We start from the raw sequence: 19,142 nt of genomic DNA on the forward strand, positions 1-19,142 counted from the left end.
CAGCGAAATCCAGAAAACCATCATCAGCCGCGGCCTCCTGCGGGATTACAAAGCCTGACCCGCGCTTCGCCGGAGTTCGCGCGCTTCGCCGGTTCTTGACAAGATGGAACCCTCGGACCGGACGAGCGCAGGTGATGATGGTGAGCAGTCCCTTTGGTGGCGGCCAGAGCCCGGCCGGGCTGCCGCGGCTCCCGACGCCGCCCACCGGCTGGCCGATCGGGTCGTACTCGACCTACGGCGAAGCGCAGCAGGCGGTCGATTTCCTGGCCGAAAGCGAGTTCGCGGTCACCGACGTGACGATCGTCGGCGTCGACCTGATGCTGGTAGAACGCGTCATCGGACGGCTGTCGTGGGGCCGCGTGCTCGCCGCGGGCGCGATGTCCGGCGCGTGGTTCGGCCTGTTCGCCGGGCTGCTGCTGGGGATGTTCGTCAACCAGGGCGGATTCACGCTGCAACTGCTGACCGGGCTGGTGCTGGGCGTGCTGTCGGGGCTGGCGTTCTCCGCGATCGGTTACCGCACCTCGCGCGGGCGGCGGGATTTCTCGTCGGCGAGTCAGCTTGTGGCTGGCCGGTATGACGTGCTGTGTCAGCCGCGCAGTGCGGAGCAGGGTCGGGAGTTGCTGGCGAAGCTGGCGTTGCGTCCGCCGCCTGCGACCGCCTGAACTCGCGAGACCCGCCCAGCGCCTTCCCCCGCCCGCCACCGCATAACTACCCACGGGACTTTTTCACCCGTCCTTCCGATGGTTCGCGCGCACCTGGCTGAATCGTTACCGACCCTGCTTGCGGCAGGTGATCGCCGGGCATAGGTTGACCGACACCGGTTGGCCGGTCGTGTCCTCCAGCGCGGCCTGCCGGCAACTGGCACGTCGGGGTGCTGGCTCGGGTCCGCCTCGTCGCGGCGTGCTGTCTGGGGGCGGCGCCGGACGGTGCCGTGTGCACATGGCGAGGAGGCTTGAATGGGGAAGAAACGGCCCAGCGGAAAGAAACGAGGACCTGCCCGCGCGGCGGCGCTGCTCGCCGCGGGCTTGGCGGGCAGCGGCCTGATAGCGGGCTGCGGAACGGCTTCCGGGACGACGATCAACGTCTACTACTCCCCGGAGGACCACTTCCAGACGGTCGTCGACAACTGCAACAAGACCGCCGCCGGGCGGTACCGGATCGTCTACAACAAGCTGCAGCGCGGCTCGGACGACCAGCGGATCCAGATGGCGCGCCGGCTCGCCGCGGGCGACACGTCGATGGACGTGCTCGGACTCGACGTCACCTGGGTTTCGGAGTTCGCCGAGGCGGGCTGGGTCGACGAGTGGACCGGGCAGAACAAGTCAGCCGCGTCCGAGGGCGTGCTCAAGGGGCCGCTGGAAACCGCGACGTATCAAGGAAAGCTCTACGCCGCGCCGAAGAACACCAACGTGCAGTTGCTCTGGTACGACGACCGCCTCACCCCGACCCCGCCGAAGACGTGGGACGAGATGATGCAGATGTCGCAGCGGCTCAAGAGCGAGCACAAACCGTATTCGGTCGTGTTCACCGGCGCGCAGTACGAGGGCCTGGTCGTCATCTACAACACGCTGGTCGAATCGCTCGGCGGGCACATCCTGTCCGACGACGGGAAATCGGTCGTGATGGACGAGGGCGCGGTGCAGGCGCTGGAGCTGCTGAAGAAGGTCACGTCGTCGGGCATCACCGACCCGTCGCTGACGAACCAGAAGGAGGACGACGTCCGGCGGACGTTCCAGGGCGGCGGCGCCGCGTTCGAGCTCAACTGGCCGTTCGTTTACGCCTCCTACGCCGAGGAAAAGCCGCAGGACCTGTCGCACTTCAAGTGGGCGGTGTATCCGCAGGCGAAGGCGGGCATTCCGTCGAAGAGCACGATCGGCGGGTTCGATCTCGCGGTGAGCGCCTTCTCGCAGCACAAGCCCGAGGCGTACGAAGCGGCGTTGTGCCTGCGCAGCAAGGAAAACCAGAAGGTGTCCGCGATCAACGACGGGGTGCCGCCGACGATCGAGTCGGTGTACCACGACGACACCCCGCTGGATCCTTCGAAGCCCGCGTCGGCGGACAACCCGAACATGGCCGAGAAGTACCCGATGCGCGACTCCATTCTGTCGGCGCTGAAAACCGCCGCGGTACGGCCGCTCACGCCGGTCTACCAGAACCTGTCCACGGTGATGTCGAAAATCCTTTCCCCGCCCTCGGCGATCGATCCGCAGACGACCGCGCAGAAACTGCGGGAACAGCTCGATGACGCGCTCCAGTCGAAGGGAGTGATCCCGTGACCGTCCAGGATCCCGCCGCCGCCACCAAGGAAGCGGCGCACCGCAAGGGAAAGCCCGAGCTCTCCGAGGGCAAGAAGGCGGAACGGCGGCTCGGGCTGTGGTTGTGCGCGCCCGCGTTCCTCGTGATGATCGCGGTGACCGGATACCCGATCGTCTATTCGGTCTGGCTTTCGCTGCAGCGTTACGACCTGCGGTTCCCGGCGAAGCACGAGTTCATCGGCTTCGACAATTACGCCGCGGTGCTCACGAATTCCTACTGGTGGACCGCGTTCGGCACCACGATGTTCCTCACCGTCGTGTCGGTGGCGATCGAGTTCGTGCTCGGCATGGGCCTCGCGCTGATCATGCACCGCACGCTCGTCGGCCGCGGACTGGTGCGCACCGTCGCGCTCATCCCGTACGGCATCGTCACCGTGGTGGCCGCGTTCTCGTGGTATTTCGCGTGGACGCCCAAAACCGGCTACCTGGCGAACGCGCTGGGCGAGGGCGTCGCGCCGCTCACCGACCAGTGGCCGTCGCTGTTCATCATCATTCTCGCCGAGGTGTGGAAGACGACGCCGTTCATGGCGCTGCTGCTGATGGCCGGGCTGGCGCTGGTGCCGGACGACCTGCTGAAGGCCGCGGCGATGGACGGCGCGACCGCGTGGCAGCGGTTCACCAAGGTGATGCTGCCGGTGATGAAACCGGCGATTCTCGTCGCGCTGCTGTTCCGCACGCTCGACGCGTTCCGCATTTTCGACAACATTTACGTGCTCACCGGCGGCGCGCAGGACACCGGATCGGTGTCCATGCAGACCTACGACAACCTGGTCAAGGGGCTCAACCTCGGGATCGGCTCCACGATGGCGGTGCTGATCTTCATCACGGTGGCGATCATCGCGTTCCTCTTCATCAAGGTGTTCGGCACCGCCGCGCCCGGCACGGACGACGGGGGGAAGCGCTGATGGCTATCGGAGGTGCGGCCACTACCGGCCGCAAGGTCGGCTGGGGCCTGCTGGACATCCTGGTGCTGGTGTTCGCGATCGTCCCGGTGCTGTGGGTGCTTTCGCTGTCGTTCAAGACGAAGGCGACGCTCACCGACGGCAATTTCATCCCGGTGGAATGGACGCTCAAGAACTACGCGGACATCTTCCAGACCACGGAGTTCCTGCGCGCGCTGGTGAACTCGATCGGCATCGCGGTGATCTCCACGGTCATCGCGGTGGTGCTGGGCACGATGGCCGCGTACGCGATCGCCCGGCTGGATTTCCCCGGGAAACAGGTGCTGGTGGGGCTTTCCCTGCTGATCGCGATGTTCCCGCAGGTATCGCTCGTCACCCCGCTGTTCAACATCGAGCGCGGGCTCGGCCTTTTCGACACCTGGCCAGGGCTGATCCTGCCCTACATCACGTTCGCGCTGCCGCTGTCGATCTACACGCTGTCCGCGTTCTTCCGGGAAATCCCGTGGGAACTGGAAAAGGCGGCGAAAATGGACGGCGCGACGCCGGCACAGGCGTTCCGGAAGGTGATCGCGCCGCTGGCCGCGCCGGGCGTGTTCACCACGGCGATCCTGGTGTTCATCCTCTGCTGGAACGACTTCCTGTTCGCCATCTCGCTGACGTCCACCGAGTCGTCGCGCACGGTGCCGGCGGCGTTGTCGTTCTTCACCGGGTCCTCGCAGTTCGAGGACCCGACCGGCCAGGTGTGTGCGGCCGCGGTCGTCATCACGGTGCCGATCATCCTGTTCGTGTTGTTCTTCCAGCGTCGCATCGTGGCGGGGCTGACGTCCGGTGCGGTGAAGGGCTGACCCATGGCTGAAATCGTTCTCGACAAGGTTTCCAAGCGCTACCCCGACGGTGCGCTCGCGGTGTCCGAAGTGGACATCACGATCGCCGACGGCGAGTTCATCATCCTCGTCGGCCCGTCCGGCTGCGGGAAGTCGACCACGCTCAACATGGTCGCCGGGCTGGAGGACATCTCCTCCGGCGAACTGCGCATCGACGGCAAGCGGGTCAACGAGAAAGCTCCGAAGGACCGGGACATCGCGATGGTGTTCCAGTCGTACGCGCTGTACCCGCACATGAGCGTGCGGGAGAACATGGCGTTCCCGCTGCGGCTGGCCAAAGTGGACGACAAGATCGTCCGGTCCAAAGTGGAGGAAGCGGCGCAGATCCTCGACCTGACCCAGCATCTCGACCGCAAACCGGCCAACCTGTCCGGCGGGCAGCGGCAGCGGGTGGCGATGGGCCGGGCGATCGTCCGCAACCCCAAGGCGTTCCTGATGGACGAGCCGCTGTCCAACCTGGACGCCAAACTGCGCGGCCAGATGCGGACGTCGGTGTCGAAGATCCAGAAGCAGCTCGGCACGACCACGCTGTACGTCACGCACGACCAGACCGAGGCGATGACCCTCGGCGACCGCGTCGTGGTGCTGCGGGCCGGGTACGTGCAGCAGATCGGTTCGCCGCAGTTCCTTTACGACAACCCGGCGAACCTGTTCGTGGCCGGATTCATCGGCTCCCCGTCGATGAACTTCGTTCCCGCGACGCTGGAAAACGGCGAGCTGCGCAGTTCGCTGGGCACGACCCCGCTGACCGACCGGATCCGCCGGATGGCCGAGGCGGCGAACGCCCCGCGCGAGGTGATCATGGGCATCCGCCCGGAGCACTTCGAGGACGCCGCCCTGGTCGAATCGGGCCGGGAGGGTGCGACGTTCACCGCGCACGTGGACGTCCTGGAGTCGATGGGTTCGGAGAAATTCGCGCACTTCACCGTGGACGGCGAAGCCGCGACCTCGGCCGAACTGGCGGAACTGGCCGCGGACAGCGGTTCGGCCGACGTCCCCGGCGCGGAATCGCTGATCGTGGCCCGGCTGTCGGCCGAATCGGCGGCCGCGGAGAACCAGGACCTGCAGATGTGGTTCGACGCGGACAAGGTGAAGCTCTTCGACCCGTCCGACGGCCGGAACGTCACCTACTCCGACTGAGTTGCCAGTCCGTGAAGGGCTCCTTGAGGGAATCAGATTCCGTCAAGGAGCCCTTCACGGGATGCGCGAAAAGATCGCCGCGGCAGCGGTGCGGGCGGCGGGGCAAGCAGCTTCCCCGCCTGCGCCGCTGGTGTCGACCACGCTCACCGTCGCCTGCTCCGCGCGTCCCGGAGTGGCCGGGGAGGGCTGCACCGTCCGGACGCGGCAGAACGCTCCGTCGGCCGCCACCCGCGCGGTCCGGTTGCCGAGCGTTTCCGACGGCCCCGCCGGAGCCTGCCGCACCACCGCGAACTCCAGGCTCACCTTGTCGAGGATGCAGGAATGCCCGGCGAACCCGGCCGTCGCGTCGGCACCCTGCGCCCCGGACGCGCTGAGAATCGCGCAGGAATCCACCCGCCCCCACGACCGGTCCGGCAACTGCGGATGCCGTACCCGGTTGCCGGTCACCGCGTCCAGCACCCCGCCGACCACGTCGTCCGCCGCGGTGCACCGATCCTCCGCACTGCCGCTGTCGTCCTTGTCCGTGATCGAGACGGCAAGCCGAACCCCGTCGGCGAACGTGACGGCCCGCCCGCACGTCCGCGGGGGCACGAACCCGGCCTGCTGAACCGAAACCCCGTCCGGCACCTGACCCGGATACGCGTACGCCTGCACATTGGGATCGCGATCGGCGGCAAGCGGCCCGATGGTGACCGTCCGGGGCCGCCCGGCCTGCACGAAGTCCGCCTGGCAAGCGGTGAACGAGGAATCCGGCGTGTCGGCAGTGCTGTTCTTGAGCCGCTTCGGGTCGAGCAGGCTGCAGTAGTCGAGCGTGGCGAAGTCCCCGAGCGCCGAGATCGCGGTCAAGGGCACCGGCGTGGATTGCGTCGGCGCCGTCGTCGGGGCAGACTCCGCGGCACATCCGGCCGCCGCGGCGAGAAGCACCGAACAGCCGACTGCGAGGACTCCGAGTGGGTTACGCACGGGGTGCAGTATCACCGTGAGTGGCGAAAAATCCAGCCCCCGCCGGGAAATCCCACACTTCGCTGCGTCATCACCGCTGGTCGGGCGGTTTCGGACGGGTGGCGGGATACCGCGGTGCCTGAACAATCCGCCGACCTTGATCAGCCGACCCACGTCGAGGTGGTGTTCGAACTCCCTTCCGAGTACGACGACTGGCCGCCGGTGAGCCGGGAAGGGCTGTGGGCGGTCCCGCTCGGACCGGATCACGTCCGGCTGGCCACCATTCCGTGGTTCGCCCGGGGCACCGCCGAAGGCGACGTCTTCCGCGTCGAGCGGGACGAGGAGGGGGTGCTCCGGCCGGTCGAACGGGTGGAATGGTCCGGGAACTGCACCATTCGGATGATCGTCTGGGCGGACGGCCCGTTCGGCGGCGACCTCGGCCGGGCGATCGACCATTTCGCTCCGTTCGGCTTCGAGGGCGAACAGCTCAGCCAATTCGGCATGGTCGGGTTCACGGTCCCGCCGGGAGCGAACCTCGCGGAGGCGAAGCGTGCGTTGCAGGAGGGCCGGGCGGACGGTTCGTGGGCCTACGAGGAGGGCTGCGTCAGCGACGCATGGCTCGCGACCGGGTCCTGACCTGCGAGTTCCCGCCCCGACCCCGACTTCTCCCCACCGCCGCCCCCCCAACCCCTTAGGGGTCCAGATCGTCCCCCGGAGCGATGTGCCCGGACGCCGGACGTGGTGACATAGAGGTACGAACCCAAACGGGAGGGGAACACGATGACCGCACCTGTCACTCGCCGGTTGAGCCGGCCGCGGGAGGGGCGCATGATCGGCGGCGTCTGCGCCGGGCTCGCCCGTCGCTTCGGGACCACGCCGGGCAAGGTCCGGGTGCTCGCGCTGCTGTCGTGCCTGCTGCCGGGGCCGCAGTTCGTCGCGTACCTGATCCTCTGGGCCATCATCCCCAACGACTGAGCAGACCATCGAGCTCGATCGGCCCCCTCCCGCCGCCAGACGGGAGGGGGCCCTTCTCATTTCCGCTCGGCGGAAAACCGCTCCCAGGCCGATTGCCGTGTCACTCCGAGCGCCTCGCCGATCCGCGCCCACGCCACGCCGCGGTTCCGCAGCAGGTCCACCTGTTCCTGGATCCGCGCGTCCGTCTGCGCGCTGACCTTCGCCATCCGCGGGATGCTCTCCAGGATCTCCTCGTCCGTCTTCCGCTCCCACAGCGTCACCTCGGGCGTTCCCGGCTCGTGTTTCCCGGCCAGGATCTGTTCGCACAATCCGACGCAGCCGTCGCAGATGTAGACGCCGGAGCCGGCGATCAGCTTGGCCACCTCGTCGGCCGGTTTGAGGCAGAACGAGCAGTACGAAGTCATCGGCAACCTCCTGGTGTCAGGATCATCCTGACACGTCAGGGGTGGCCTGACAAGTCACCGCTGGGAGCGCAGCGTCTCGATGACCTCCTCGTCCCAGCGATGCGTCCGGATCAGCCGGTACCGCTCGCACGCGACCCACAGGTACGCCTCGGCCTCGGTGCGGTCGCCGATCAGATCCGCTTGCCGCAGCATCGCCACCACCGGCGTGAATTCCTCGTCGAACCAGCGTTGCGCGATGGTCGCGCGGTCGGTGAACCGGCCCTCGTCCTGCATGAGCCGGAAACCCCACGCTTCGACGTGCTCGCCGAGTTGCGCGTAGTTCCATGGATCCGTCATCAGCACCGACGCGCGGGCGTGTCCGGACAGCGGGACTCGTTCCAGGAACAGCCGCCGGTAGTCCTTCACGATCAGGTCGCCGCGATACCGGATGCCGCTCGGGTCCAGTTTGGTGCGCACGACCGTCACCGAAGCTTCTATTGTGGACAGTCCTTGCGCCAGCGCGACCGAAACCCGGTGGTGGCCGTCGATGATGAAGTGCAGCTCGCCGATCCGGTACACCTCGATCGGCGGGATCGCTTCGCCGCGCCGGGCGGCCAGTGCGAGCCGTTCCCAGCGTTGCCGGACGCGGGCGGACGTCGGACGGAAGCGGCGGTCGAAATCGCGGCTCCGGTCGACGGTGCCGACGATCGAGTCCAAAGTGATCACTCGCGTCCCGATCCGCGCCTCGCTGACGTAACCGAGCGCCTGCACCACTTCGTGGAACGGCAGCATGATGTTGACGTCGTCGGGTTCGCGGCGCAGCCACGTGGAAAGCCGCGACAGCACCTGCCTGCGGCGGGCGCGCAGGAAGTCGTTTTCGGCGTCGGCACGCGGGAAACCGGTCGGTCGGGTCATCGCGGGAACTCCATCACCTGATAGCCCACCACATTGCGGATCCGGGTACGGCCTGCCACGCGATCGGGCACCGGTTCGCCGTGCGGGTGGATGTGTCCGTGCAGCAGCCACTGCGGCCGCAGGGTGTCGATCGTTCGGTGCAGACAGGTGAAACCTTGGTGCGGCGGGTCTTCGCGGTCGCCGAGATGCCGCGGCGGCGAATGCGTCAGCAGGATGTCGATTCCGTTGCCGTCGCGCCATTTCCGCCAGCGGAACCGGCGCTCCAGCCGCCGGGCCCGGCGCGCCTGCTGCCGCTGCGTCCATTGATTCGGGCCGTCGCGGTAGCGGATCGAACCGCCGAGCCCGGCGATGCGGAGCCCGGCGACGTCGACGATCCGGCCGTCGGCGTTGATCCCGCCTGCCGGGCCCGGCCATTCGGTCGGGAAACCGTCCTTCATGGACAGTCCGCCGTAGCGGGTGAAGCCGCTCAGGTCCGGATCGTGATTGCCGGGGACGAACACGCACGGCACGTCGAGCATGCCGGCGAGGAACTCGAGATACGCGAACGGCAGATCGCCGGCGGCGACGACGAGGTCGACCCGCAGCGAGCGGACCGCGGAGGTCCACAGCCGCTCGTCGGCCTCGTCGGCCACCACCAGCGCTTTCGGCATGCGCCAAGGTTACGGCGCACGCGGCGTCACTTCATGCCGTGCGCGAACCCGGGGTTGAGCGCGATCATCGCGACGATGCCGACGATCCAGACGAGGCAGAGGGCGAGAGCCCAGAACTTGAGGTTGGACAGCAACCGGGACATGACGAGACAAACCTCCTGCGACCGGGGGAAGAAAAGGGGACCGCGAGGGCGGCTACAGCCAGCCGTTCTTCCGGAATATTCGGTACAGCAGCAGACAGATCGCGAGAATGATCGTGACCACGATCGGATAGCCGAACTGCCAGTGCAGTTCGGGCATGTAGTCGAAGTTCATGCCGTAGATGCCCGCGACCATCGTGGGCACCGTGATGATCGCCGCCCACGCGGTGATCTTGCGCATGTCGGTGTTCTGCTGCAGCGAGATCTTCGCGACGGTCGCGTCGACCAGGGTGCTGAGCAGTTCGTCGAACGCCGCCACGCGTTCGGACACGGTGGCGAGGTGGTCGGCGACGTCGCGGAAATACGAGCGGACCTCGTCGGGCACCAGCCGCGTGTAGCCCTCGGCGAGCCGCGACACCGGCGTGGCGAGCGGGACCACCGCGCGCCGCAGTTCGAGCACTTCCCGCTTCATCAGGTAGATCTGCTCGGCGCTCACCGACGAACGCGGCGCGAACACCTGCGCCTCGATCTCGTCGATGTCCGCCTCGATCCGGCTGGTGACCTCCAGGTAGTGGTCGACCACGTGGTCGGCGATGGCGTGCACGACCGCCGCCGCGCCGAGGGCGAGCCGCTCCGGGTCGTCGTCGAGGTCGCGGCGCAGCCGGGCGAGCCCGGAGTGGTTCCCGTGCCGGACGGTGATCACGAAATCGCGGCCGAGGAACACCATCAGCTCGCCGGTTTCCACGATCTCGTTCGCCGTGGTCGGCGACTGGTGCTCGACGTAGCGGACTGTCTTGAGCACCAGGAACAGCGTGTCGTCGTAGCGCTCCAGCTTCGGCCGCTGATGCGCCTCCAGCGCGTCCTCGACCGCCAGTTCGTGCAGGCCGAAGGTGTCCGCGATGCCCTGGATCTGGTCGGAATCGGGCTCGTGCAAGCCGATCCAGACGAAACCCGCGTGGCGCTTGCGCACCTCGCGGATCGCCTCGGCGTGCGTCCAGCGCCCGGGCAGCCGCTTGCCGTCGACATACACCGCGCAATCGACGACATAGGCCGACAGCGGCACCGGGATCGGCCGGTCGAGATTGGCCTTGGCCCGGTTGTTGCCGCGGCCGCGAAGGCCGCCTAGCGAGGGAATGGCAGGCATGGGTTCTCCTGGGCAGGCGTCGTGAAGCACGAAGACGACGGCCAGGCGGACTGCGGGGGTCCGTCCGGCGGCACCGTGAGTTCCCGGACGCGGGCTACCAGGAAGGGAGAAGGCCGGCCGGCGAGGCGGGAACACTGGGCAAAGCTGCGCGGCGCAGCCGCACCGTTGAGGGCGGGGGTGGGGCGGCAGCCGGGCTACTAGTGAGCGGACTATCACCACTGCTCATGAGCGGTTCCTCACCTCCTTTCGGCCGGGACACGCCAGGGCGTGCGAAGTGGCAGGGGTCGCGTTGACGCGCGATCACCGATGGTCGAGGGTACTCCTCACCACGGATACGTGTCGCACCTGGTTCGGCAGGTGTTACCCGGACAGGAGGCGCAAGCGTGCAATTCGGCCGGTATTACGAGGAGTTCGAGGTCGGCGCGGTCTACAAGCACTGGCCCGGCAAGACCGTCACCGAATACGACGACCATCTGTTCTGCCTGATCACGATGAACCACCACCCGCTGCACCTGGACGCGCACTACGCGGGCGAGACGACCGATTTCGGCAAGAACGTCGTGGTCGGCAACTACATCTACTCGCTGCTGCTCGGCATGTCGGTGCCCGACGTGTCCGGGAAGGCCATCGCGAACCTCGAGGTCGAATCGCTCAAGCACGTCAAGCCGACGTTCCACGGCGACACGATCTACGGCGAGACCGAGGTGCTCGACAAGACCCCGTCGAAGTCCAAGGACGACCGGGGAGTGGTGTACGTCGAGACGCGAGGGTACAAACAGGACGGCACCATCGTGTGCATTTTCCGGCGCAAAGTGATGGTGCCGAAGCGGTCCTACGGCGACACCCGCGGCGGGGAGCAGCCCGGCCGTCCGACGCCGCACGAGTGATCGATCCGCCGAAGGGGAGCACGGGTGGCCATCGCCCTGGAGAAGATCAAGCAGACGCTGCGCAAGTTCGCCGAGGTGGAGGCGCGCGGGGTTTCGCCGCTGTATGACCACCTCGCCACGCACGCGGCCGAGGACGACGACGTCGCCGCGCTGCTGACCGACGCTCGCGGCGGCGAAGCGCGCGGGACCTTGCTGTTCGCCGCCGCGCACCGGCTGGTGCAGGCGGATCCGATCCATCCGCTGTCGCGGTACTACCCGTCAGTCGGCGGTTTCGACGGCGTCGACGGCGAGACGTGGCCGTTGTTCCGCTCGTTCCTCCTGGAACGCGCGGACCAGGCCCGCGAGATCATCTCGACCCGCTACACGCAGACGAACGAGGTGCGCCGCGCCGCGCTGCTGTACCCGGCGGTCACGGCGGCGGCGAAGGAAGCGGGCGGCAAGATCGCGCTGCTCGAGGTCGGCTGCAGCGCGGGGTTGCTGCTGGGGCTCGACCGGTTCGGCTACCGCTACCAGTGCGACGGCGGCGAACAGCTCGCGGCGGGTCCGGCGAAGGCCGCTGTCGGGCTGCACTGCGCGATCGACGTCGCGCCTGGTGCGAAGCTGCCCAAGCTGCCGAAGAAGGTCGCTGTGGCGGCCCGAGCGGGCCTGGACCGGGCACCGGTGGACCTCTCGGACGAGGACGAACTGGCGTGGCTGGAGGCGTGCGTCTGGGCCGACCAGGTCGACCGGATCCGGCTGCTGCGCACGGCTGCCGCGGAACAGCGGAAGCACGCGCCGGAGCTGATCGCCGGGGACGCGGTGGACGACCTGGCCTCGGCGGCGTCGCGCCTGCCCGAGGAACTGCCGCTGGTGGTGCTGACGAGTCACGCGCTGGCGTATCTCGGGGACCGGCGGGCGGACTTCGTGGCCGAGCTGGCGCGATTGTCGTCGGAACGGCCGGTGTGGTGGGTGAGCCAGGAGTTCTACCGGGCCGGGCTGGAGACCGTCATGCCCGGCCGGGACGACCTGTCCTCGGACAGCTCGGCCACCGGCGAGCCCGCGATGGCGGTGCTGGGGCTGACGAGCTGGGTCGGCGGGGAACCCGAGGCCCGCGCGCTGGCCAGGACGGCGCCGCACGGGCAGCGGATGACCTGGCTGCCGTGAGCTGATTCGTGCGCGGCGACCGCGGCTGGAACCGTGATCGCCGCGCACGACGTCGCTCGGTGCCGCTCGGCATCGCTCGGGCGCCGTGAGTAACGTGTGTCACATTCACCCCATCAGTCACACTGTCCCGCCCGCGCCCGCGCCGCCGGACTGATGCGTGTCCGGCGATATCGAATACGCGTTCCGCGCATTTTCCGTGCTCATCGCGGATGCTTGAACGCCTGCGAAACTTTCCGACAACTCCGCAATGCGTTCGCAATCGCGGACGCCGCCGGAGGCAATACGGAAATAACCGCTCCGGATTACGCGGCGGGCCACTCATTCCAGTCACGCAGCGTTATGAGCAACTGGTCCACCAGGTGGCCCGCTTCGTCCAGATTGACCAGTTCGGCCGAGTTGACCCACCGCGCGTCGGTGGCGTCGTCGCCCGCGGTGAGGATTCCGCCGGTCCACGTGCATTCGTAGTCGTGGATGTCGTAGCTGCCGCGGACGACCGACCCGGCCAGTGTGTGCGGTCTCACGTCGAGCCCGGTCTCCTCGCGGAGCTCCCGGACCACGGCTTCGTGGTCCGTTTCGCCCGGTTCAACCCGGCCGCCGGGCAGTGACCACTGGCCTTTGCCCGGATCGTTCGCGCGCCGGATGAGCAGGAGTCTGCCCTGGTCGTCGAACACAATTCCGCCCACGCAGCGCTCGAGGCCGTCCATGCTTCGACGGTAGCCGAACCCGGCCGCGCCCCCTAGCGTTCGGGAACCTGTACACGGAGAGTAGCCGTACGGTACACTTCGAGCGCCTGGCTGACCCATGCGCGGGACTTTCCTCCCGCGTGAGTGGTCAGTGCGGTACAACGTAGAAAGTCAGTTTTCCGGGTGTCATGGAAGAGACGGGATTGATCGCTGTGAACGCGAAGAAGCTTGCGGGACTCGTGGGTATCGCGTTGGTGCTGTTCTTCGTGATCGCTCAGCCGGGCCATGCTGCTGGTCTTGTCAGCAACATCGTGGACTTCCTCCGCAGCTCGGCCGAATCGGTGATCACGTTCGTCAGCAACATCTTCCACTGACGACAGGGGATACCCTCGAACCATGTTCGCGCCACGCGACCCTGACGAGTACCTTCTCGACACCGAGCGGCGGGTCATCCGGATCCGCCGCCACTGGGCGGTGCTCCTCTGGGACACGTTCGAGGCAGCCGCGCTGCTGATCGTGTGCGTGCTGGTGTCGTATCTGCTGCCGCCCTCGCTGTGGGTGGTGCAGAACATCCTCTGGTACGTCGCGCTGGCGGTGGTGCTGCGGTTCGCCTACGTGATCATCGAGTGGTGGGTCGAACGCCTGGTCGTCACCGACAAACGGTTCGTGATGACCACCGGCGTCTTCACCACCAAGGTGCTGATGATGCCGATCAGCAAGGTCACCGACCTCACCTACCAGCGTTCGGCCTGGGGCCGGATGCTGGGCTACGGCACGATGGTCGTCGAATCGGCGGGCCAGATCCAGGCGCTGAACCGGATCGACTACCTGCCGCGGCCCGAGGAGTTCTACGACACGATCTCCGAGCTCGTGTTCGGCGACAAGCAGAAGCAGGCCGAACGGTTCTCGATGATCAAGGCGCAGCGCGCGGCGCGGGGCAAGAAGCCGGTCGGCTGACCTCGGGGCGCGTCGGCCCTGGTCCCGGTGCCGAGGTGACGCAGCGCATCGTCGAGAATGGGTCCGATGCGCATCGACCTGCACGCCCACTCCACGGCCTCCGACGGTACCGACAGCCCTGCCGAGCTCGTCGGCGCTGCCGCGCGTGCCGGTCTCGACGTCGTCGCGATCACCGACCACGACACCACCGCGGGCTGGGAACCGGCCGCCGCGGCCCTGCCCGCCGGCCTGACGCTGGTGCCGGGCGCGGAACTGTCGACGGTCTCGATCGACCCGGACACTGGCTACGAAATCAGCGTGCACCTGCTCGCGTACCTCTTCGACCCGGCCGCGCCCGCGATCGTCGCGGAACAGACGCGGCTGCGGATCGAACGGCGCACCCGGTTGCGGCGGATGGCCGAGCGGATGGCCGCCGACGGCCTCCCGGTCGACGCCGACGAAATCCTGGGCCTGCTGCCGGCGGACTCGCCCGCGGGGCGGCCGCACCTCGCGCAGGCGCTCGTCCGCGCCGGGCTGGTCAGCTCCGTCGACGAGGCGTTCAGCGACTATCTGCACAGCCGTCGCGGCTATTACGTCGCGCGCCGCGACACCCCGGTCGAGGACGCGATCGACATGGTGACCGCGGCAGGCGGGGTTACCGTGATCGCGCACCCCTTCGCCTTCAGCCGCGGCGCGACGATCAGCGAGGACACCCTGCGTGACCTGGCAGCGCGCGGGCTGACCGGCGTCGAGGTCAACCATCCCAACCACGATCCGGCCACCCGGGCGCGCACCCGGGAACTGGCCGACGAACTGGGCCTGGTCCGCACCGGGTCCAGCGATTACCACGGCACGAACAAGACCATCGGGCTCGGCCAGGAAACGACCGAACCGGACCAGCTGGAGGAATTGGTGGGGCGGGCGACCGGCTTCCAAGTGGTGAAAGGCTGAGATGGCCGTCTCGGATTTCTTCGACGCGAAGCTCTTCATGAGCGCGACGATCACCCTCGTCGTGATCATGGACCCGCCGGGCACGGTGCCGGTGTTCCTGAGCCTGGTCGGCCGCAAGCCGATGGCGACGCGGGTGAAAGCGGCCCGGCAGGCGGTGCTGGTGTCGCTGCTGGTCATCTCGCTGTTCGCGGTGGCTGGGCAGGCGATCCTGGCGTATCTGGGCATCGGCATCCCGGCACTGCAGGGCGCGGGCGGCTTGCTGCTGTTGCTGATCGCGCTGCAATTGCTCACCAGCAACGCGGGCAGCAACGAGCCCGAGGCGGCCGAGGACGTCAACGTCGCCCTCGTTCCGCTCGGCACGCCCCTGCTGGCGGGTCCGGGCGCGATCGCGGCGACCATCGTGTTCGTCCGGCAGGCCGACGGGCGCCTCGGCGCGTACATCGCGCTGGCGCTCGCCATCGTGACCGTGCATTTCGTGCTGTACACCTGCATGCGGTTCTCCGGCGTGGTCATCCGGCTGATCAAGGAAAGCGGCATCACGCTGCTGGCGAAGATCGCCGGCCTGCTGCTCGCCGCGATCGCCGTCGAGCTGGTCGCGAATTCCGTGCAGGGCTTCATCGCGGGCGGCTAGCCCACGCCGGAAAGTGTCGGTGGTGGTGCGTAGCGTGGGCGTCGATGGAAGGGGGCGGCGTGAAAGAACAGATGGGGTTCGACTTCGGCGTCGAGCAACCGCAGCGGCTCACCAAGGTCTCGCCCGCACGGCTGAGCACCTTTGACGATTGCCCGCGCCGGTACCGGCTGGCTTATCTCGACCGGCCGACACCGCAGCGCACCGGGCCGTGGGCGCACAGCACGCTGGGCGCGGTGGTGCACAACGCGTTGCGGGCGCTTTTCGACCTGCCAGTGGCGAAACGGACGCCGCAGCGCGGGATCGCGCTGGTGGCCGAGCACTGGAAAGACGCCGGTTTCGCCGACGACGACCAGGCCGCGCGCTACCGTGCGCGCGCGAAGGGCTGGGTCGCGGAGTACGTGGAGGACAACGACGTCAGCGACGACCCGGTCGGCCTGGAACGCTGGGTGTCCGCCCCGGTCAGCACCACCGGCGGCCGTCCGACGATGATCATCGAAGGCCGAGCCGACCGGATCGACCAGCGCGGCGGCGAACTGGTGATCGTGGACTACAAAACCGGCCGCCGAGCCCCGGACGAACACGAGGCCCGCGCGTCGCAAGCGCTGGCGATGTACGCCGTGGCGGCCACGCGCACGTTGCGCATGCCGTGCACGAAGGTCGAGCTGCACCACTTGCCGTCCGGCACGATCGCCGCGGCGGAACACACACCGGAAACCTTGAAGCGCCACCTGGAACGCGCCGAGGAGACCGCGGGGGATTTGCGGTTGGCAGCAGATACCCTTGACGCAGGCGGCGACGGAGACACGTTGTTCCCCGCTCGCCCCGACCGCCGCTGCGCATGGTGCGACTTCCGCCCGAGCTGCGTGGCGGGACAGCAGACCGCCCCTGCCGCGCAACCGTGGGATTTGCTTGCGCCGTAGGGGGTTTCCCGAGACGTGGATTGGACCCGAGGATCGTGGCGTCACCGGACATCGAAAAACCGTCCCGCGGCGGGGCTGGTGCCGCGCATGGTCGCGACGCTGGCCGGGGCCGTGGAGTCGCGGGTGATGGGTCGGTTCACGGCGTAGCAAGGAAGGATTCTGCTGCTGTGTCGACGAATCTTGCCGCGGGATCTGGCGGGGTTCGTGACGGTCGTCGTGTCAAGGACGCCAGCTCGCATGCGGTCAGCACGGCGGGGAACGGCCGTGCGGACACGCGCGGTGCCGCGATGTCGCATGGTGGAAGCGATAGCGCGGCATGGGGCAGCGGTGTTGCGGCGGAGGGTGCTGCTCTGACTGGTTCTGAGGTGAAGCGGACTGCGATGGCGTCGCGGAGTTCAGTGGCGGAGGGTGCTGCTCTGACTGGTTCTGAGGTGAAGCGGACTGCGATGGCGTCGCGGAGTTCAGTGGCGGAGGACAGCGCCGGGTTTGAGGTTATCCATGACTCGACCGCCGCCGATGGTCTTGTGCCTGGCGAGGATGCGGTTATCCATGAATCGCCCGCGCGCGACGACGCGACCGGCGAAGACGAAGCGCCAGTCAAGGCGGCACCCGAGCGCCATGAGTCGTCACGCAAGCCGCGTGGGCGGTGGTGGCGCGGGTTCACCGGGTCGGTCGCCGCGGGGCTGGCGGTCCTGGCCCTCGGGGTGCTCGTGGTCGGCGTGTTGTGCCTCGTCAACGGAGCACCCGGGCCAGGTCCGCTCAAGCTGGTCGGGCATCCCGTCGCCGCGGTGATTGCGCTTGTGCTGCAACGGGTTGCCGACCGTCGCGTCGGGAAAGTGGCGGTCGGGGCGGGTGCCGGGGTGCTGGTCGTCGCGGGAGTTGCGTTCAGTCTGTTGTGGTGGTTCTGAGGGAGGTCAGCGCAGGGCGGCGAGGGTTGGGCCGCGTTGTTCGAGCAGTACCGGGCCTAGTGCGGTGAGGCGGACTGGGCCCGTGTAGGCACCGCGGTCGATGCCGACTGTGCGCAGCGTTGCGCCGTTCATTTCGTTCAGCACGGCCAGGCCGCCGCGGATGGGCACGACCAACTGGGTCGCGAAGGTGATTCCCGGGCCGAGCGTGCCGTCCAGGGTCCAGCGCGGGGACAGGTCGTCTCGGGACAGGGCAACGGTTTTGGAGCCGGTGTACCAGTAGATCCCCGCAGCGGTGCGGGTCGTCGCCTCGGTGCCGCCGACCGGGTCGTTCGCGGTGTCCGCGGCGGGGAGATCCATGGGGTAGGCGGCTTTTTGCGAACCGTCCGCGCCGTACACGACGTACAGCTTCTGGTCGGGCAGCAGCACGCCGGTGAGGTCGCCCGACATCGCGATGACCCGGGCCCGCTTGCCGGCCAGCAGGGCGGTGTAGGTGACCTTCGGTTCGTCCTCGTGCTCGGCGGTCGCCTTGTAGACGGTCAGGCGGTCCGTGCGATCGCCGGGGCAGCGTTCGATCACGCCGATTTTGTCGGCGCCCGCTGCTACCGTGCCGTAAGTGCAGTTGGGGCGGGGTTGTTTGTTCGCGTTTTGCAGGAAGGGGACTTTGCCGTACTCCATGCTCTTCACGAGATCGTCGCGCCACGTGTCGAGGAGATGTTTGCCGGTCGTCGTGACGTGGCTGCCGTCGTTGATCAGGCGGGTGCCCAGTTCGGCGTCGCCGTTGCGCTGAGCGGTGATGCGGCCGGTGGCGGGGTCGAGCTGCGTGACCTCGCTGCAGCCCATGGACTTGTGGTACACCGCGTTCACCCGGCCCCATGCGGTGTCCACAGTGCACAGTTGCAGATTTTTGCGGGTGTAGTGCCAGCGGATCTGCCCGGTGAGCGGATCGCGGCCGGCGACCTCGCTGCCGTCCGCGGTCACGACGGAGTCGGACTGTCCGATCGGGATCGGCGTCGCGGAACTCGGGGCCTGCCACAGCTGTGTCATCGACCCAGGCACGGAAGTCGGCGGCGCGGGGAGGGCATGCGGCGGATCCGCGAGCGCGCGGCTGGTGTGCAGATTGTCGCTGTTCACGGCGACGATCGCGGTGACTACCGCGACCACGACCACGATCGCCCCCGCGATCACCCGGTCCCGCCCCCGATTCCACGGCGAGCGACGGGCTTTCCCCGGCGGCGCAACGGAATCCGCGGCGGCAGGCTGGCGGGGGAGAAGGTTTTCGGAACCGTAGGACTCGGCGGAGGTGCTGCTGACCCCGGCGGGTTCGTCGGTGACGCGCGCGATCGGGCCGGTTTGCTCCTCGGGGGTGACCGGGGGGATCGCGGCGTGGGCACCTGCGGGGGAAGCCTTTTCGTGCGCAGGCTCGATCGGCTGGCCGGTTTGTGGGCCTGGCGCGGCGGGGGTGTCTCCGGCCGCGCGGGAGGCCGCAGAGGGCCGGTGGGGTTCGGCGGAAGGTTCGTCGGCGGCGTGCGCGGCGGAGTCTCCGGGCTGCGAGCCGGGAGCGGCCGGTGTTGCGGGAGTGTTTCCAGCAGGACCGGAGGGCCGTTGGGGTTCGGCGGAAGGTTCGTCGGCGGCGTGCGCGGCGGAGTCTCCGGCCTGTGAGCCAGGAACGGCCGGTGCCGCGGAAGCGTTTCCG

The 19,142-nt window shown here is 68.2% G+C and carries 22 protein-coding genes; 15 read left to right on the forward strand and 7 right to left on the reverse strand.

Annotation, left to right across the window (positions count from 1 at the left end):
• Positions 1-134 precede the first annotated feature (134 nt).
• The 5 genes from EIZ45_RS33545 to EIZ45_RS33565 all read left to right on the forward strand — a co-directional run bounded on the left by EIZ45_RS33545 (position 135) and on the right by EIZ45_RS33565 (position 5,241).
• Positions 135-662, forward strand: a complete 528-nt coding sequence (locus tag EIZ45_RS33545; protein WP_037815899.1) for a general stress protein — start codon at positions 135-137, stop codon at positions 660-662.
• A 294-nt stretch (positions 663-956) separates the two neighbouring features.
• Entirely contained in the window at positions 957-2,276 is a 1,320-nt protein-coding gene (locus EIZ45_RS33550; protein ID WP_134668968.1) for an ABC transporter substrate-binding protein, read from the forward strand.
• Positions 2,273-3,220, forward strand: a complete 948-nt coding sequence (locus tag EIZ45_RS33555) for a carbohydrate ABC transporter permease (protein WP_037815896.1) — start codon at positions 2,273-2,275, stop codon at positions 3,218-3,220. Before EIZ45_RS33550 ends, EIZ45_RS33555 begins: the two co-directional genes overlap by 4 nt.
• A complete protein-coding gene (locus tag EIZ45_RS33560; RefSeq protein WP_134668966.1) occupies positions 3,220-4,062 on the forward strand; it encodes a carbohydrate ABC transporter permease in 843 nt (280 codons plus the stop codon). Before EIZ45_RS33555 ends, EIZ45_RS33560 begins: the two co-directional genes overlap by 1 nt.
• 3 nt (positions 4,063-4,065) lie before the next feature.
• The gene (locus tag EIZ45_RS33565) at positions 4,066-5,241 is read left to right on the forward strand and encodes an ABC transporter ATP-binding protein (protein ID WP_134668964.1); all 1,176 of its coding nucleotides are present in this window, start codon (positions 4,066-4,068) and stop codon (positions 5,239-5,241) included.
• A 54-nt stretch (positions 5,242-5,295) separates the two neighbouring features.
• Here the strand turns inward: EIZ45_RS33565 and EIZ45_RS33570 are convergent, their stop codons facing one another.
• Positions 5,296-6,204 carry a hypothetical protein gene (locus EIZ45_RS33570; RefSeq protein WP_240690914.1) on the reverse strand — a complete coding sequence of 303 codons (909 nt, stop codon included), beginning with the start codon at positions 6,202-6,204 and terminating at the stop codon, positions 5,296-5,298.
• A gap of 114 nt (positions 6,205-6,318) precedes the next feature.
• Here EIZ45_RS33570 and EIZ45_RS33575 point away from each other — a divergent pair, with 114 nt between their 5' ends.
• Entirely contained in the window at positions 6,319-6,819 is a 501-nt protein-coding gene (locus EIZ45_RS33575) for a DUF4265 domain-containing protein (RefSeq protein WP_167754456.1), read from the forward strand.
• Positions 6,820-6,963: 144 nt separating this feature from the next.
• Positions 6,964-7,158: a PspC domain-containing protein gene (locus EIZ45_RS33580; RefSeq protein ID WP_051172855.1), complete on the forward strand. Its 195-nt coding sequence runs from the start codon at positions 6,964-6,966 to the stop codon at positions 7,156-7,158.
• 56 nt (positions 7,159-7,214) lie between these two features.
• Here EIZ45_RS33580 and EIZ45_RS33585 read toward each other — a convergent pair whose 3' ends face one another.
• The 4 genes from EIZ45_RS33585 to corA all read right to left on the reverse strand — a co-directional run bounded on the left by EIZ45_RS33585 (position 7,215) and on the right by corA (position 10,390).
• Positions 7,215-7,562, reverse strand: a complete 348-nt coding sequence (locus EIZ45_RS33585; protein ID WP_037815884.1) for a ClpX C4-type zinc finger protein — start codon at positions 7,560-7,562, stop codon at positions 7,215-7,217.
• Positions 7,563-7,616: 54 nt separating this feature from the next.
• Entirely contained in the window at positions 7,617-8,456 is an 840-nt protein-coding gene (locus EIZ45_RS33590) for a chromosome partitioning protein ParB (protein WP_134668958.1), read from the reverse strand.
• Complete coding sequence (locus EIZ45_RS33595) at positions 8,453-9,106, reverse strand: metallophosphoesterase (protein WP_043836938.1); 654 nt, start codon at positions 9,104-9,106, stop codon at positions 8,453-8,455. The genes EIZ45_RS33590 and EIZ45_RS33595 overlap by 4 nt, the downstream gene beginning before the upstream one ends.
• A 195-nt stretch (positions 9,107-9,301) precedes the next feature.
• Positions 9,302-10,390, reverse strand: a complete 1,089-nt coding sequence (corA, locus tag EIZ45_RS33600; protein ID WP_037815877.1) for a magnesium/cobalt transporter CorA — start codon at positions 10,388-10,390, stop codon at positions 9,302-9,304.
• 383 nt (positions 10,391-10,773) lie between these two features.
• On the opposite strand from corA, the gene EIZ45_RS33605 reads away from it, so the two are divergent.
• Both EIZ45_RS33605 and EIZ45_RS33610 read left to right on the forward strand, forming a co-directional pair.
• The gene (locus EIZ45_RS33605) at positions 10,774-11,277 is read left to right on the forward strand and encodes a MaoC family dehydratase (RefSeq protein WP_037815874.1); all 504 of its coding nucleotides are present in this window, start codon (positions 10,774-10,776) and stop codon (positions 11,275-11,277) included.
• 24 nt (positions 11,278-11,301) lie between these two features.
• Complete coding sequence (locus tag EIZ45_RS33610) at positions 11,302-12,420, forward strand: DUF2332 domain-containing protein (protein WP_167756629.1); 1,119 nt, start codon at positions 11,302-11,304, stop codon at positions 12,418-12,420.
• Positions 12,421-12,722: 302 nt separating this feature from the next.
• Here EIZ45_RS33610 and EIZ45_RS33615 read toward each other — a convergent pair whose 3' ends face one another.
• Positions 12,723-13,124 carry an NUDIX hydrolase gene (locus EIZ45_RS33615; RefSeq protein ID WP_134668956.1) on the reverse strand — a complete coding sequence of 134 codons (402 nt, stop codon included), beginning with the start codon at positions 13,122-13,124 and terminating at the stop codon, positions 12,723-12,725.
• Between the two features lie 167 nt (positions 13,125-13,291).
• Between EIZ45_RS33615 and EIZ45_RS33620 the strand changes: the two genes are divergently transcribed.
• The 6 genes from EIZ45_RS33620 to EIZ45_RS33645 all read left to right on the forward strand — a co-directional run bounded on the left by EIZ45_RS33620 (position 13,292) and on the right by EIZ45_RS33645 (position 17,449).
• Complete coding sequence (locus EIZ45_RS33620) at positions 13,292-13,477, forward strand: hypothetical protein (protein WP_037815868.1); 186 nt, start codon at positions 13,292-13,294, stop codon at positions 13,475-13,477.
• A gap of 22 nt (positions 13,478-13,499) precedes the next feature.
• On the forward strand, positions 13,500-14,060 hold the full coding sequence (locus tag EIZ45_RS33625) for a PH domain-containing protein (RefSeq protein ID WP_037353298.1): 561 nt from the start codon (positions 13,500-13,502) through the stop codon (positions 14,058-14,060).
• Positions 14,061-14,126: 66 nt separating this feature from the next.
• Positions 14,127-14,990: a PHP domain-containing protein gene (locus EIZ45_RS33630; protein WP_370318215.1), complete on the forward strand. Its 864-nt coding sequence runs from the start codon at positions 14,127-14,129 to the stop codon at positions 14,988-14,990.
• A gap of 1 nt (position 14,991) precedes the next feature.
• A complete protein-coding gene (locus EIZ45_RS33635; RefSeq protein WP_134668952.1) occupies positions 14,992-15,621 on the forward strand; it encodes a MarC family protein in 630 nt (209 codons plus the stop codon).
• A 71-nt stretch (positions 15,622-15,692) separates the two neighbouring features.
• Positions 15,693-16,541 carry a PD-(D/E)XK nuclease family protein gene (locus EIZ45_RS33640; RefSeq protein ID WP_037816395.1) on the forward strand — a complete coding sequence of 283 codons (849 nt, stop codon included), beginning with the start codon at positions 15,693-15,695 and terminating at the stop codon, positions 16,539-16,541.
• A gap of 464 nt (positions 16,542-17,005) precedes the next feature.
• Positions 17,006-17,449, forward strand: a complete 444-nt coding sequence (locus EIZ45_RS33645; protein ID WP_240690913.1) for a hypothetical protein — start codon at positions 17,006-17,008, stop codon at positions 17,447-17,449.
• A 6-nt stretch (positions 17,450-17,455) separates the two neighbouring features.
• On the opposite strand, the gene EIZ45_RS33650 is transcribed toward EIZ45_RS33645, so the two are convergent.
• The gene (locus tag EIZ45_RS33650; RefSeq protein WP_370318219.1) at positions 17,456-18,790 is read right to left on the reverse strand and encodes a hypothetical protein; all 1,335 of its coding nucleotides are present in this window, start codon (positions 18,788-18,790) and stop codon (positions 17,456-17,458) included.
• Between the last annotated feature and the right edge of the window lie 352 nt (positions 18,791-19,142).

Origin of the sequence: Amycolatopsis sp. CFH S0740 (genome assembly GCF_004522315.1) — a bacterium.
GTDB classification, from domain to species: Bacteria; Actinomycetota; Actinomycetes; order Mycobacteriales; family Pseudonocardiaceae; genus Amycolatopsis; species Amycolatopsis nivea.

What these genes read in the sequence shown, in the direction of transcription:
- EIZ45_RS33630 (WP_370318215.1), top strand. Translation starts at nt 14,127, where the DNA reads ATGCGCATCGACCTGCACGCCCACTCCACGGCCTCCGACGGTACCGAC.
- EIZ45_RS33620 (WP_037815868.1), top strand. Translation starts at nt 13,292, where the DNA reads ATGGAAGAGACGGGATTGATCGCTGTGAACGCGAAGAAGCTTGCGGGA.
- EIZ45_RS33550 (WP_134668968.1), top strand. Translation starts at nt 957, where the DNA reads ATGGGGAAGAAACGGCCCAGCGGAAAGAAACGAGGACCTGCCCGCGCG.
- corA (WP_037815877.1), bottom strand. Translation starts at nt 10,390, where the DNA reads ATGCCTGCCATTCCCTCGCTAGGCGGCCTTCGCGGCCGCGGCAACAAC.
- EIZ45_RS33565 (WP_134668964.1), top strand. Translation starts at nt 4,066, where the DNA reads ATGGCTGAAATCGTTCTCGACAAGGTTTCCAAGCGCTACCCCGACGGT.
- EIZ45_RS33580 (WP_051172855.1), top strand. Translation starts at nt 6,964, where the DNA reads ATGACCGCACCTGTCACTCGCCGGTTGAGCCGGCCGCGGGAGGGGCGC.
- EIZ45_RS33560 (WP_134668966.1), top strand. Translation starts at nt 3,220, where the DNA reads ATGGCTATCGGAGGTGCGGCCACTACCGGCCGCAAGGTCGGCTGGGGC.
- EIZ45_RS33615 (WP_134668956.1), bottom strand. Translation starts at nt 13,124, where the DNA reads ATGGACGGCCTCGAGCGCTGCGTGGGCGGAATTGTGTTCGACGACCAG.
- EIZ45_RS33625 (WP_037353298.1), top strand. Translation starts at nt 13,500, where the DNA reads ATGTTCGCGCCACGCGACCCTGACGAGTACCTTCTCGACACCGAGCGG.
- EIZ45_RS33585 (WP_037815884.1), bottom strand. Translation starts at nt 7,562, where the DNA reads ATGACTTCGTACTGCTCGTTCTGCCTCAAACCGGCCGACGAGGTGGCC.
- EIZ45_RS33545 (WP_037815899.1), top strand. Translation starts at nt 135, where the DNA reads ATGATGGTGAGCAGTCCCTTTGGTGGCGGCCAGAGCCCGGCCGGGCTG.
- EIZ45_RS33635 (WP_134668952.1), top strand. Translation starts at nt 14,992, where the DNA reads ATGGCCGTCTCGGATTTCTTCGACGCGAAGCTCTTCATGAGCGCGACG.
- EIZ45_RS33590 (WP_134668958.1), bottom strand. Translation starts at nt 8,456, where the DNA reads ATGACCCGACCGACCGGTTTCCCGCGTGCCGACGCCGAAAACGACTTC.
- EIZ45_RS33595 (WP_043836938.1), bottom strand. Translation starts at nt 9,106, where the DNA reads ATGCCGAAAGCGCTGGTGGTGGCCGACGAGGCCGACGAGCGGCTGTGG.
- EIZ45_RS33640 (WP_037816395.1), top strand. Translation starts at nt 15,693, where the DNA reads ATGGGGTTCGACTTCGGCGTCGAGCAACCGCAGCGGCTCACCAAGGTC.